This is a genomic window from Roseovarius sp. BRH_c41 (assembly GCF_000961715.1).
Lineage (GTDB): Bacteria > Pseudomonadota > Alphaproteobacteria > Rhodobacterales > Rhodobacteraceae > Roseovarius.
In genome coordinates, this window is sequence record NZ_LADY01000029.1 from 15,654 (window position 1) to 28,298 (window position 12,645).

Genomic DNA, 12,645 nt, shown 5'->3' on the forward strand with positions numbered 1-12,645 from the left:
TCTCTCCTGAGTGATGTGTGAGTGCCTTGACTGTGACAGGGCTAATGTGCCTTTGCGTCCCGAATGCGGGGCGTCACATCTTATTTTCGTGCCAATGCCGCCGAGGCGTGGCACTGTTTGTCTATGCCTGTCCCTGAGCACATCACAGCGGCCCATGACCGCATCCTGAGCGAGCTGGATATTCAGCCCGAACCTTTCGCGCTCTGTGCGTTGGAGGGGATGTGCAGCCTTGGGTTGGGGCGGGTTCCGGGGGCGACACTGCATTATGTCCTGAGCGGCGAGGGGCATCTGAGCCTGCAAGATCACGCCGCCATTCTCCTGGCCCCGGGCCGGATGGTACTGGTGCCATCCTGCGCGCGCCATTCGCTCAGTCATAATGGCACGGGGGCGACAGGCCTGCCCGAGTGTCGACCTGCGGGGCTTGATCTCGAAGAACATGTCGCACGAGGCGAGGGCGAGGGCACGATGGTCGTGCTTTGCGCCCGCCTGAATCTGGGCTTGCGCGGCACACATGGTCTGATTGATCTGATGCGCGCGCCACTGACCCTTGATCTGACGACGACGCCGGGCGCGGCCCGCGCGATGGAGACGCTGATGAGCGAGGTCACACAAGAGCGCCCCGGTGGTCGGGCCATGGTGCGGGTGCTGCTCTTGCAATGCGTGATCGAGATGCTGCGCGGACGGCTCGAGGCAGGCGATCCGGCGGTGCTCTGGCTGGGCGCGCTGGCCGATCCGGGGCTGTGGCGGGCGCTCTGTGCGATGCTGGAAGATCCCGGCGCGCCACATGCCCTCGAGAGCCTTGCCGAAGCGGCGGGCATGAGCCGGTCGCGCTTTGCCGAGCGGTTTCAGGCGACCTATGGACAGGGTCCGATGGGGTTTCTCCGGGCGCTGCGTCTGGCGCGGGCCGCACAGCTCTTGGTCGATCAGCGTGTGCCGGTCAAGCGGGTGGCGCAGATGGTGGGATTCGCCAGCCGGAGCGCCTTTACCCGTGCCTTTGTCGAGGCATGGGGGCAGTCGCCGCGCGCCTTCCGGCTGGGACAGGACAGGTGATCAGGCGGCGGACCGGGCGCAGAAGGTGACAGTGTTGCGGCCCTGTGCCTTGGCCGCATAGAGCGCGCGATCCGCCTCTTCCAGCAATTGACCGACAGGCGGAGCGGCCCGGCTAGGGGAGGGATTGGCCATTGTGACCCCAATCGACACGGTCACATGCAGCGTGGCTTTGTGCCCCGAGAGGGCGATCGGGGTCTGAGCGATCATGGCGCAAAGCCGGTCGGCGGTGCGTTGGGCGCGCAGGCGGGTGGTCGCAGGCGTCACGATCAGAAACTCCTCGCCGCCAATACGGGCGAGCATGTCGCCCTCGCGCAGATGCGCCCGAAGATGGCGCGTCACTTCGCAGAGCACCCGGTCGCCTGCCGCATGACCGTATCGGTCATTGACCTGTTTGAAAAAGTCGAGATCGGCGACCATCACGGCAAAGCTCTTGCCGGTGCTCCGACTCGTTTCTATCACCCGTTGCAGGAAGGGTAGGGCGAACCGGCGGTTATGCGCGCCCGTAAGCGGGTCAATCATCGCCGCCTTCAGCCCATCGCGCAACGCCGCCCGAAGCCGTTCTGCGCGCCGCTTGCGCCGCAGTTGCGTGGAGATGCGCAGGATCAGTTCTTCGTGATCCGACTGGCCATTGATGACGTCATCCGCCCCCATATCCAACAGCGTCACCGCAAGCGAGTCTGCCTCGGCATCCAAGAGCACGATAACCGGGCTGCACCGGGTGCGTTGCGCCGTCTTCAATTCCGCCACCAGGCGTAACCCTTCTTCTGCGTCGATAGCGGCGATGCGCAGCAAATAGACATCGGCAGACGGCTGCATCCCCGAAAGGGGCGGCGCGTGATCCATGTCGATTATGCTGGTGCCGTGGATCGAGCCCCCGGCGAGACAGGTTTGCAGGGCATGTGCCTCGGCGCGTGATCTTGCGATGATGCCGATGCGTCCCGGCAGATCGAAACCGGCATGCGGCTCGGCAAATCCCAAGGCCTGTGCGGTGCCAATCTGGCCACTGAGTTCCAATTCGCTGTGATATTGCCGCAAGAGGTTGCGCAATCGTGCCAAAAGCAACGCCTCGGACACCGGTTTGATCAGAATGTCATCCGCCCCGGCACAGAGTGCGGCACGGCGTTCCGTCTGACAGGTGCCGGGCTGCAAGAGCATGACCGGAATGCCCCGCACCGCGTCGGAGCGGCGCAGTGCGGTCACGAACTCTGTCGCCGTGACATCGGCAAGACGAGCATTGGCGAGGATGAGATCAGGACGGTCCCGCACCGCGAGCGTCATGGCCTCTTTGGCCGAAGACGCCTGTAAAACCTCGTAATGCGCAGCGCAAAGTTTGACCTTCAACTCGATCCGATTGGTCGCAAGATCGTCGACGATCAGAATTCTACCTGACATGGACGTAGCGCCTTTGCTCTTGCCCTTTACGATTGGTTCACTATCCATTGCAGAGGTTAAGAAAACCTTTCCAGAAATTAACCGGGATGACGATGCAGCAGGAAACCGCCGAAACAATCGCGTTGCAGGCTCTCAGTTGGCTGGCCGGTCAGGACGATCTGTTGCCGGTGTTTCTGGGGGCGACGGGGGCCTCGCAGGACGATGTGCGGGCACGCGCGACAGAGCCGGAGTTTTTGGGCGCAGTGCTGGATTTCCTGATGATGGATGATGCCTGGGTCGTGGGGTTCTGCGATGCGCAGGGATTGAAATACGAGACGCCGATGATGGCGCGCGCGGCGCTGCCGGGCGGCGCACAGATGAGCTGGACATGAGCCGCGCCGACGGCGTCCTCTTTGACAAGGACGGCACGCTCTTTGATTTCCACGCCACCTGGAGCGTTTGGGCGCATGGCGTCATTCACGATCTGGCAACGGGCGATCCCGCCATCATGGACCGCTTGGCGCAGGAAATACATTACGATTTGGACGCGCGCCTGTTTCGGCCCACAAGCCCGATCATCGCGGGCACCAACCGTGCGGCTGCCGAATGTTTGGGGCGCGCCCTGCCGGGGCGCGCGATTGAAGAGATCGAGGAACATCTGCTGCTGACCTCGGGCACCGCGCCCTTAGCCCCTGCCGTGCCGCTGGCCCCCTATCTTGAAGGGCTTGCAGCGCGGGGGCTGCGGCTGGGTGTGATGACCAATGACAGCGAATACGGGGCGCGCGCGCATCTGACTGCGGCAGGTGTGCTGGCGCATTTCGATTTCATCGCCGGGTTTGATTCCGGCTATGGGGCCAAGCCGGCGCCGGGGCCGCTTCTGGCCTTTGCCCGCGCTATGGGCATGGAGCCTGCCCGCGTGGTCATGGTGGGTGACAGCACCCATGACCTGATGGCGGGGCGCGCAGCGGGGATGCAATGCGTGGGCGTGCTGACCGGCACGGCAAGCCGCGCCGATCTGGAAACGCTGGCCGATATCGTGCTGCCCGACATCGGCCATATCCCGGCTTGGCTGACTGCATGAGGCAACACCCCCTGTTCGGGCTGGCGCTGGCGACCTTCGGTGCGCTGATGCTCACGCCGGATGCGCTTTTCATGCGGTGGTCGGGTATGGGCGGCTATCAGATGGTCGGTTGGCGCGGGTTGCTGATGGGGCTGGTGTTCCTGATCCTCTGGGGTCTGACCTCCAAGCATCGGTTGCGTGATCTGGGCCTTCTGGTGAGCGGTTACGGGATTGGCGTCGTGGTCTGCCAATATGCCAATGCCACGCTCTTCAGCCTTGGCATCGCCAATGCGCCGGTCGCTGTCGTGCTCTGTGCCGTGGCGACCGTACCGGTGTTCGCGGCCCTCTTTGCCCGGCTCATCATCGGGGAGCCGACGCGCATCGCCACATGGATCACCATTGCCGTCGTCCTGGCGGGCATCGCGCTGGCGGTCTTTGGCGGCGGGCACGGGGATGTGACACTGGATCGCGCCGCCCTCTGGGGGGCCTTGGCGGGACTGGGCGTGGCGATGGTGCTGGCGCTCAATTTCGTGATCCTGCGGGCGCAGCCACAAATCCCGATCCTCTTGGTGATCGGGTTGGGCGCGGTGCTGGCCGGGGCCTCTGGCGTGATCGTCACTGGGCCTGCATTGATGCTGCAGGGCGAGGTCTGGGCGATTGCGATCTGTGGCCTCGTGATCCTCCCGGTGTCGTTCTTTTCGCTGTCGCTTGCCTCGCGCTATACCCATGCCTCGAATGTGAGCCTGTTGCTCCTTCTAGAAACGGTGTTGGGGCCGCTCTGGGTCTGGCTGGGCACGGGTGAGGGGCCGACGCCCATGATGCTGGCGGGGGGTGTGATCGTGGTGATCAGTCTGGCGCTCTACCTCTGGCAGACCGGGCGGCGGCGCATGGCGCGGCAAACGTGATGCGCAAAAAACAAAAACGACAGCATAAGTCGCAAAGCGGCATGTGACGCTGCCTTGCGCGGTGTTTCGTGAGGTCAAACGAGCACCGGAGGGCGTCACATGGTCGAAGATCTCAAACGTAGAACACGTAGTGGCGGACGCGCAGGCGGGGCCGCCCGCCGGGGCAGCGCTGTCATCGAACAGATGCCATGGAACCCGCCCATCAACCGCGACCGACCGACCGAGCCGTTGTCCGATGTGGGCGTGCTGGCGATTCACGATGGGGCGATGCGCATTCTCGAAGAGATCGGGATCGAATTCCTCAACCCCGAAGCGGTCGAAATCCTGCGCGCCTCGGGTGGCTGCGAGATCAATGGCGAGAATGTCCGCATGGGCCGCGATTTCGTCATGGAGATGATCGGAAAGGCACCGGAAAGCTGGACCATCACGCCGCGCAATCCCGAGCGGCAGATCACTATCGGCGGCAATCATCTCAATTTCGGCAATGTCTCCTCGCCGCCGAGTTACTGGGATATGAAGATCGGGCGCAAGGTCTCGGGCACCCGCGAGATGTGCCAGAACCTGTTGAAACTGACGCAGTATTTCAACTGCATCCATTTCGCGGGCGGCTACCCGGTGGAACCGCAGGACATTCACGCCAGCGTCCGGCATCTCGACGTGCTCTACGACAAGCTGACGCTGACCGACAAGGCGATGCATGCCTATAGCCTGGGCGCAGAGCGGGTCGAGGACGTGATGGAGATGGTGCGGATTGCGGGCGGCCTCAGCCACGAGGAATTCGAGGCGACGCCACGGATGTATACCAACATCAACTCGACCTCGCCGTTGAAACACGACTATCCGATGCTGGATGGTTGGATGCGGCTGGCGCGGCGGGGGCAGGGGCTTGTGGTCACACCCTTCACGCTGGCGGGCGCAATGGCGCCGGTGACGATGGCGGGGGCGGTGGCGCAATCCATTGCCGAGGCGCTCTGTGCTGTGGTTCTGGCGCAACTCATCCGCCCCGGCGCGCCCTGTGCCATTGGCACCTTTACCAGCAATGTCGACATGAAATCCGGCGCACCCGCCTTTGGCACGCCCGAATATATGCGCGCCACCCAGATGACCGGGCAATTGGCGCGGTTCTACAAGCTGCCGATGCGCGCCTCGGGCGTCTGTGCGGCCAACGTGCCCGACGGTCAGTCCATGTGGGAAACCTCCAACAGCCTCTGGTCCGCAGTGCAGGCAGGGGCGCATATGGTCTATCACGCCGCCGGATGGCTCGAGGGCGGGTTGATTGCATCCCCGGAGAAGTTCATCATGGATTGCGAAATCTTGCAGCAAATCCAACGCTATATGGACCCGATGCTGACGGCCACCGAACCCGATGACATCGCCATAGAGGCCATCCGCGAGGTCGGTGACAAGGGGCATTTCTTTGGCATCCAGCACACGCAGGACCGCTATACCACCGCCTTCTATCAGCCCTTCCTCAGCGATTGGCGCAATTACGAAGCCTGGGAGGCGGCCGGCGCGGTCTGGACCCCCGCGCGGGCGCATCAGGTGTTTCAGGACATCATCGCCGGGTTCGAAGCCCCACCGATGGAAGACGCCGTGCGCGAGGAACTGGCGGATTTCGTGGCACGCCGCAAGGCCGAGGGCGGGGCGCCCACGGATTTCTGACGGGGAAGGTTCATCATTGGCGATGCGCGGGGCGGCGCGTACCGCGCGGTGGCGATTATGGCCAAGGTCAGATCAGACCCAGAAGTGGTGATAAGTCTTGACGACAAACGGAGTGTTTCAGGCCGGCGCGTTGCGGAAGGCTTCGGGCCTGTAGCGTACCTTGGCATTTGGCCCCTTGGGGTCAAGCGTGTAGAGTTCAGGGTATTTTGAAAGGTAGGCGCGCCAGTTTTTTACGGGTATTTTGCTAAGCTTCACGCCGTGATCCCTGAACATGCGCGTCGATAGTATTCTGACTTCCAACCCATTCGCATCCTTGCAATTGGACCGGATTACGTTCCTGATTTTTTGATCAAGGTCGGATACAATATCGCCCACTATGGGCTTTGCAATCTCGGCCTTGGGCTGCGGTATTTTAGCAGAACATGGCGGAGCGGATGTGATCACGTGGAATTCCGAACACGCCGCGCGAAATCTCTCGAGCGTCTTGGCCTCTCCCGCTCCGATCACGGTCAGCCCATAGCCCCGCAAACGAGTGGCAAGATGGGTGAAATCCTGATCCGAACTGACCAAAAGCACCGCCTCGCATTGCTCGGAGAGCGCGCGTTCCATCGCATCGATGCACATCAGCATGTCTGTGGCGTTCTTGCCGCTGCCGGAATGGATGAACTGAAAGCCGGGAACCTTGTCCCAATCAGGCAGAAGACCGACATTGCCATAGGCGCGCAGCAGGTCCGGCGCGCCGTGACGGCGGGCCAGATCAAGGATGGTCTGGGCGTGCGTCACTGAGATATTGTCGGCATCGACAAAGGCCGAGAGGCGCAACGGCACCGTAAGGCGGATCGGGGGCAATGTGCTCATGCCCGCAGCCTAGGAGGTGAATATGGATGGAATTGGGACGGCGGGAGATCTTTTTTATGGCGCGCACGTCAGGTGCGTGACTGCGGGGCTAGGGGACATGAGTATTTGGACCAAGAAAAAGTCACCCCACCACCTTGCCATCCAGCCAGCGACGACAGGCCCGGTCCACCCCAGCATGAAGGCAAAGCGTCAGGATCGCCAGCACGATCAGGGCGGCGAACATCAGATCAATCTTGGCGCGGCCGTTGGCCAGCAGCATGAGATAGCCGAGCCCCTTGGACGCGCCCACCCATTCGCCGATGATCGCCCCGATGGGCGCATAGACCGCAGCGAGGCGCAGACCCGAGGCAAAACCCGGCAGCGCGGCAGGCACGCGGATATGCCACATGAGCCGCGCCCGGTTTGCGCCCATGACGCGCGCGAGGTCGAGCCAATGCGGCGGTGTGCGCATCAACGCGTCAAAAAAGGCTGATGTCACCGGGAAATAGATGATCAGGAGCGCCATCGCGACCTTGGACCAGAGGCCATAGCCCAGCCAGAGCGTGAGAATGGGCGCGAGGGCAAAAACCGGGATCGCCTGGGAAAAGACCATCATCGGGCGGATCAGACGCCGAGCCACATGCGAGGACGCGAGGCCAATCGCCGAGAGGCCGCCGAGAATCGCCCCCAAGGCGAGGCCAATCAACACCTCTGCCGCCGTAATGGTCGCGTGATGGGCAATCAGCGCGCGGCTGGCCCAGAGGGTTTCGGCCACGCGCGCCGGCCCCGGCAGGATGAAGGGCGGCAATGCCGCGAGCGTCACCAGCGCCTGCCAGAGCACAAGCGCGAGCGCTGTAGAGGTGGCGATGGTGACAAGACGGCTCATGGGGCAGGGTATCCGGCGAGGGCCGCATCGAAGAACGCGCGCTCCAGCCTTGTGGCTGTGACAAAGGCGGATTGTGCGGCAGCTTGATCCTCGGGCGAGAGGATAGGCCAGACCTGATCAAGCTGGCCGCGCAGATAGGCCACGACGCCCTCGAACCCCGGCCCGCTGTGCAGGGTGATCCATTCCCCGAACCAAAAGCGGAGGTCTGTGGCGCGGTCCGCATGTGGGCTGGCCCAGTCGAGATAGGTCCATTCGGCGACGCTCAGCACCGCGATCATTTGCGCATAGCGCCCTGATCTTGCCGCCGCGCGCATCAGCGCCTGAAACTCGGCTGTCACCGGATGGGCGGCGGCGGGCGGCTCTACAGTGCCGCCCAAAGCGTCAATCGCACGCAGGAAATAGGTATTCTCCGGTCCTGAAATCAGCCCCAGAAACTGTGCCGCCGGTATGGCATCCGGCAGGCTGGGCGCATGGGCGATGGCAGAGGCCAAGAGCCGCACGAAATCCTCGATAAAGAGGTAATCCTGTTGCAGATAGGCGAGCATCAGCGCCTCGGGCAGCGTGCCCGCCGCAAGCTGGTCGGTAAATGCGTGCCGGGTGGCGGCCTGCCAGTCCTCGGCCACAAGGGATTTGAGATGGTCGGTGGGGCGCATGGCTGTTTCCTTTCAGGCGGGCGCGCGCAGGCGGGCAAAGAGCCGGCCCTGCGCGGCCAAAGTCTCGGGGTCATCCACCGCGCGTGGCACCGGGGCAGAAGGCGACGTCACATCCTCCAGCCCGGTCTCGGTCAGGATATGGATGGCGTGTCCCATGCGCGCGGCCTCGGCCGGGTCATGCGTGACCATCAGCACCGTGCGCTCCGTCAGATGCGTGGCCGTGAGATCCTGCATCTGCGCGCGGGTGCGGGCATCCAGCGCCGAAAACGGCTCGTCGAGGAGGACGATGGGGCGATCCTCCATCAGCGTGCGCGCCAGCGCCACACGCTGTTTCTGCCCGCCCGAAAGCGCATGGGGGCGCTTGTCGGCATGATCCGCCAGCCCCACCCGCGCCAGCATCTCGCGCGCCCGCAGAATGTCGCGCGGTCTGCCGCGCAGCCGCGCCCCAAGCGTCACATTGCCCAGCACATCAAGCCAGGGCATCAGCATTTCACCCTGCGCCATCAGCGCCATGCGCCCCGGAAGCGGCAGACCGTCCGAGGCCGCGATTGTCCCGGCAAACTCTGTCACCTCGTCCAGCCCGGCAATCAGGCGCAAGAGCGTCGTCTTGCCCACGCCGGACGGTCCGAGCAGACAGGTGATGCGCCCGGCCCTCAGGGTTAGCCGCAGCGGTCCAAAGACCGGCACAGCCCCAATCCTGGCGCTGCCATCGAGGGTCAGACTGGGCGGTGCGGTCATGCGCGGCCTCTTCAAGCTTGGGCCGCAGGCTAAGGGGAAGAAGGGCGCAAGGCTGCGCGGTCTCCGTTCCCTCCGCCGGTGCAAGCCGGATCAGGTTCGATGGGTTGGCTCTTCGCCTCTCAGCCCAAGCGGGCACCCCAACGGATATGTCAGGTGTAGCAATGCGTCTTGCCGTTGGCAAGGCTGCGGTGGCGCATGGAATATACCCTGCATTTTAGATGTTCAGCGCTTGTTAGGACTTGGCTGTCAGGCTGGCGCCATCTGAGGGGAGAGTGTCATGCACGGGCTGGTCAACCGCGCCATCGAGAGATTTGTCAGGGATACCTATGGGCGCGATGTGTGGATTGACACGATTCGGCGATTGGATATGGGCCTGACCGAATTTGAATCGATGATGATCTACGAGCCGCAGGTGACCGCGCAGGTGCTTGCGGCGGTGGGCACGCGGCTTGCGCGCGGGCGCGACGACTTGCTTGAGGATATCGGCACCTATCTGGTCTCCAATCCGGCGACCGAGGCGTTGCGCCGCTTGTTACGGTTCAGCGGGGTGGATTTTGTCGATTTCCTGCATTCGCTTGATGACCTGCCAGAGCGCGCGCGCCTTGCGGTTTCTGACCTCGACTTGCCCGCCCTGGAACTGCTCGATCAGGGCGGCGGGCTCTACCGCCTGCATGTCGGCTGTCCAGAAGGGGATGGGCCGCGTTTCGGGCCAGTGGTGGTCGGGCTTTTGCGGGCGATGGCGGATGACTACGGCGCGCTCGCGGTGGTCGAGCATCAGGGCGAGGCCGGAACCTGTGAGATCCTCGAAATTCGGCTTCTGGACGAGGGGTTTGCCCATGGGCGCGCCTTTGTTCTGGGGGCCGGAGGGGGGGCGCCATGACGGATCGCGATCAGGTGCTGTGCCAGATTCTGGCGGGCTTTTGTCCGATGCATGCAGTGCTGGACGAAACCGGGCATGTGGTGGGGGCGGGGCCAACCCTTGCCAAACTCTTTGGCGATCGTCCGATGCACGGCGTGCGGTTTCTCGACCTGATCGACCTCTGCCGCCCGCAGACAGCGCGCGATATGGCGGAGCTGCGTGCCTGTCACGGCGTGCGTCTGCGGCTTCGTCTGCGGGCCGCACCACGGACCACGCTCAAGGGTTTGCTGCTGGCCCTGCCCGGCGGCGGCGCGGTGGTGAACCTCTCCTTCGGGATTTCGGTTGGGGAGGCGGTGCGCGATTTTGGCCTCACCGGCGCGGATTTCGCCGCGACCGATCTCACGACCGAGATGCTCTATCTGATCGAGGCAAAATCCGCCGCGATGGAGGCCTCGCGCAAGCTGAATCTGCGGCTGCAGGGCGCGCGCATCGCTGCCGAAGAACAGGCCTTCACCGACACGTTGACCGGTCTCAGAAACCGGCGCGCGCTCGACCATGTGCTCGATCGGCTGATGCAGAGCGAGCAGGATTTCGCACTGCTGCACCTGGATCTCGATTTCTTCAAGCAGGTCAATGACACGCTGGGCCATGCCGCGGGCGATCACGTGTTGCAAGTGGTCGGAGAGCGGCTCTTGGCCGAAGTGCGCGCCGACGACCTGATTGCGCGGGTGGGCGGGGATGAATTCGTCATTCTCCTCTTGGGTATGACAGATCACGCACCGACCAAAGACCTTGCCACGCGCATGATTGCCCGGTTGCAAGAGCCCGTGGTCTTTCGCGCTCAGGAGTGCCGGATTTCAGCCAGTATCGGCGTCACGTTGAGCTGTGATTATGATATACCAGAGCCGGTACGGATGATGGCCGATGCCGATCTGGCGCTCTATGCCGTCAAGGCGTCCGGCCGCGGACGCGCGATCGTCCACGCCGCACACCTGTGCCGCACGCCCCCTCTGCCGGGCCTCGCCTGAGCCGGATCAGCCGGGCCAGTTTGCGCTGTCGGTCAACATTGCCAGAATACGGGCGGGGTCCTCTTCATGGGCCAGATGCCCCAACCCATCCAACGCAACCACCTGCGCGCAGGTCAGACGTGCCGCCGCGCGCGTCGAGGTATCGGGCGGCACCGCCTGATCCCGCGCACCGGTGATCAAGAGGCACCGGTTGGGAACAGCGCTCAGCCGGTCCAGCAAAGGGGCCACATCCCATTGCGCCATCATTTGCAGCGTGCCATCGACATGCGCCCGGTCCGCGATCAGACGCCCATAGAGCGTCAGACCATCGGGCGGGATGCGCGATCCGGTGCTCTCGATCAGACGACGTGCGCGCGTCACCTTGTCCGCACCCAGCGTAAAGAGCGCCGCTGTCAATGGGTTGAGCGCCAGCAACTTGGCCAACACTGGAAACAGCCAGCCCGCGACGCCCTCGAAGGGTCCCAAGGCGGCATTGAGACAGGCAATGTCCGGCGGCTTGCCATCGGGGGTCATCAGACGCGTGGCCAGCTCGAGCGCAATCGCGCCCCCAGCCGAATGCCCCACAATCAGATCGGGCTGCCACCCCTGCGCCTCGCAAAGTGCTGCGATATCCTCGGCCATACCGGTCAGGCCCAGACGGCGCTTGGCACCGGCACGGCTGAATCCCTGTCCCGGCAGATCAATGGCAATCACCCGGTGGTTCTGCGCCAAAAGCGGCATCAGATCCCGCCAGCTATGGGTCGAGGCCCCGGCTCCGTGCAGCAAGATCGCCAGCGGACCGCTGCCCATGTCCTGCACATGCCAGTGATGCGGCGCATGGTATAGTCGCCGGGAGTGCGCGTTGTGGGGCCATGTCGCCAGATCGCGCTGCCAGTCCATGGCTCAATCTCCCAGGGCCAAGGAAACAGCCGCAGAGATTGCGCGCGCATCGGCGCGGGGCAGAGGCAGGTGCCGCGCGCCCATCTCGGCCGCAAGATGTGCCGGTTCCGGGCCGGGACGGGCTGAGATGTCGATGACGATGGCGGGCCGGCTCTGGTCGCGCCACAGGCGGGCCATGCGCGTGGCATCCAACCCGGCCTGCACCCGGTCGCCGTGGCCATCTAGCGTGATATTGGCCCGCGCATCGGTCAGCAGCGCCAGCGCCGGGCTCAGCCCGTGGGTCTCGGCCTGACAGGCCAGGATCAGCGCCGCTTCAAGCGCCGCAGCAAGCGGCGTGCCGCCGCCACCGGGCAGACCTGCAAGCCGCCGCTTGGCCTGCACCAACGCGCGCGTCGGCGGCAGGATCAGCTCTGCACCCTGACCCCGAAACGCGATCAACGCCACACGGTCGCGCCGCGCATAGGCCTGCGCGAGCAGCAGTTCAACGGCGCCCTTGGCCTCGGCCAGACGGGCCAGGGCTGACGAACCAGAGGCATCCACGGCAAAGATCACCAGCCGGTCGGCGCGATCCTCGAACCGCTTTATTTGGATGTCTGAGGCGTGAATGATGAGACCCGGCGCATCGGGCCGGGTGCGCCGCCGCAGGGCTTGCCAGGGGGCTGCGCTGCGCAGCGTGGCAATCAGATCAATCCGCCCGCGCCCATCCGGCGCACCGGC

At 64.2% G+C, this 12,645-nt stretch carries 14 protein-coding genes and 1 riboswitch; of the genes, 7 read left to right on the top strand and 7 right to left on the bottom strand.

The features are described 5' to 3' along the window. Positions 1-63 precede the first annotated feature (63 nt). The gene (locus VR71_RS09930) at positions 64-1,050 is read left to right on the top strand and encodes an AraC family transcriptional regulator (protein ID WP_296430156.1); all 987 of its coding nucleotides are present in this window, start codon (positions 64-66) and stop codon (positions 1,048-1,050) included. Here the strand turns inward: VR71_RS09930 and VR71_RS09935 are convergent, their stop codons facing one another. Beyond that, positions 1,051-2,442: a diguanylate cyclase gene (locus VR71_RS09935; RefSeq protein WP_045683451.1), complete on the bottom strand. Its 1,392-nt coding sequence runs from the start codon at positions 2,440-2,442 to the stop codon at positions 1,051-1,053. 92 nt (positions 2,443-2,534) lie between these two features. Between VR71_RS09935 and VR71_RS09940 the strand changes: the two genes are divergently transcribed. The 4 genes from VR71_RS09940 to VR71_RS09955 all read left to right on the top strand — a co-directional run bounded on the left by VR71_RS09940 (position 2,535) and on the right by VR71_RS09955 (position 6,048). Continuing rightward, positions 2,535-2,813: a DUF3572 domain-containing protein gene (locus VR71_RS09940; RefSeq protein WP_157046722.1), complete on the top strand. Its 279-nt coding sequence runs from the start codon at positions 2,535-2,537 to the stop codon at positions 2,811-2,813. Continuing rightward, entirely contained in the window at positions 2,810-3,502 is a 693-nt protein-coding gene (locus VR71_RS09945) for an HAD family hydrolase (protein ID WP_045683453.1), read from the top strand. Before VR71_RS09940 ends, VR71_RS09945 begins: the two co-directional genes overlap by 4 nt. Then, positions 3,499-4,386, top strand: a complete 888-nt coding sequence (locus tag VR71_RS09950; protein WP_045683455.1) for a DMT family transporter — start codon at positions 3,499-3,501, stop codon at positions 4,384-4,386. The genes VR71_RS09945 and VR71_RS09950 overlap by 4 nt, the downstream gene beginning before the upstream one ends. Positions 4,387-4,485: 99 nt before the next feature. After that, entirely contained in the window at positions 4,486-6,048 is a 1,563-nt protein-coding gene (locus tag VR71_RS09955; protein ID WP_045683457.1) for a trimethylamine methyltransferase family protein, read from the top strand. Between the two features lie 117 nt (positions 6,049-6,165). On the opposite strand, the gene VR71_RS09960 is transcribed toward VR71_RS09955, so the two are convergent. From VR71_RS09960 to VR71_RS09975, 4 genes are all read right to left on the bottom strand, one after another. Next, the gene (locus tag VR71_RS09960) at positions 6,166-6,906 is read right to left on the bottom strand and encodes an NYN domain-containing protein (RefSeq protein WP_045683459.1); all 741 of its coding nucleotides are present in this window, start codon (positions 6,904-6,906) and stop codon (positions 6,166-6,168) included. 121 nt (positions 6,907-7,027) lie between these two features. Further along, positions 7,028-7,771: an ABC transporter permease gene (locus VR71_RS09965; protein WP_045683461.1), complete on the bottom strand. Its 744-nt coding sequence runs from the start codon at positions 7,769-7,771 to the stop codon at positions 7,028-7,030. Then, on the bottom strand, positions 7,768-8,424 hold the full coding sequence (locus VR71_RS09970) for a TenA family protein (RefSeq protein ID WP_045683463.1): 657 nt from the start codon (positions 8,422-8,424) through the stop codon (positions 7,768-7,770). The genes VR71_RS09965 and VR71_RS09970 overlap by 4 nt, the downstream gene beginning before the upstream one ends. A gap of 12 nt (positions 8,425-8,436) precedes the next feature. Continuing rightward, positions 8,437-9,162 (bottom strand): ABC transporter ATP-binding protein, encoded by a 726-nt coding sequence (locus VR71_RS09975; RefSeq protein ID WP_045683464.1) that lies wholly within the window; start codon positions 9,160-9,162, stop codon positions 8,437-8,439. A gap of 50 nt (positions 9,163-9,212) precedes the next feature. Beyond that, positions 9,213-9,312, bottom strand: a riboswitch (TPP riboswitch). Between the two features lie 127 nt (positions 9,313-9,439). Here VR71_RS09975 and VR71_RS09980 point away from each other — a divergent pair. Both VR71_RS09980 and VR71_RS09985 read left to right on the top strand, forming a co-directional pair. Further along, positions 9,440-10,042: a heme NO-binding domain-containing protein gene (locus tag VR71_RS09980; protein ID WP_045683466.1), complete on the top strand. Its 603-nt coding sequence runs from the start codon at positions 9,440-9,442 to the stop codon at positions 10,040-10,042. Next, positions 10,039-11,049 (top strand): GGDEF domain-containing protein, encoded by a 1,011-nt coding sequence (locus tag VR71_RS09985; RefSeq protein ID WP_045683468.1) that lies wholly within the window; start codon positions 10,039-10,041, stop codon positions 11,047-11,049. Before VR71_RS09980 ends, VR71_RS09985 begins: the two co-directional genes overlap by 4 nt. A 6-nt stretch (positions 11,050-11,055) precedes the next feature. Here VR71_RS09985 and bchO read toward each other — a convergent pair whose 3' ends face one another. After that, on the bottom strand, positions 11,056-11,928 hold the full coding sequence (gene bchO / locus VR71_RS09990; RefSeq protein ID WP_045683470.1) for an alpha/beta fold hydrolase BchO: 873 nt from the start codon (positions 11,926-11,928) through the stop codon (positions 11,056-11,058). Positions 11,929-11,931: 3 nt separating this feature from the next. Beyond that, on the bottom strand, positions 11,932-12,645 hold a 714-nt coding region (locus VR71_RS09995), incomplete at its 5' end, for a VWA domain-containing protein (RefSeq protein ID WP_045683472.1).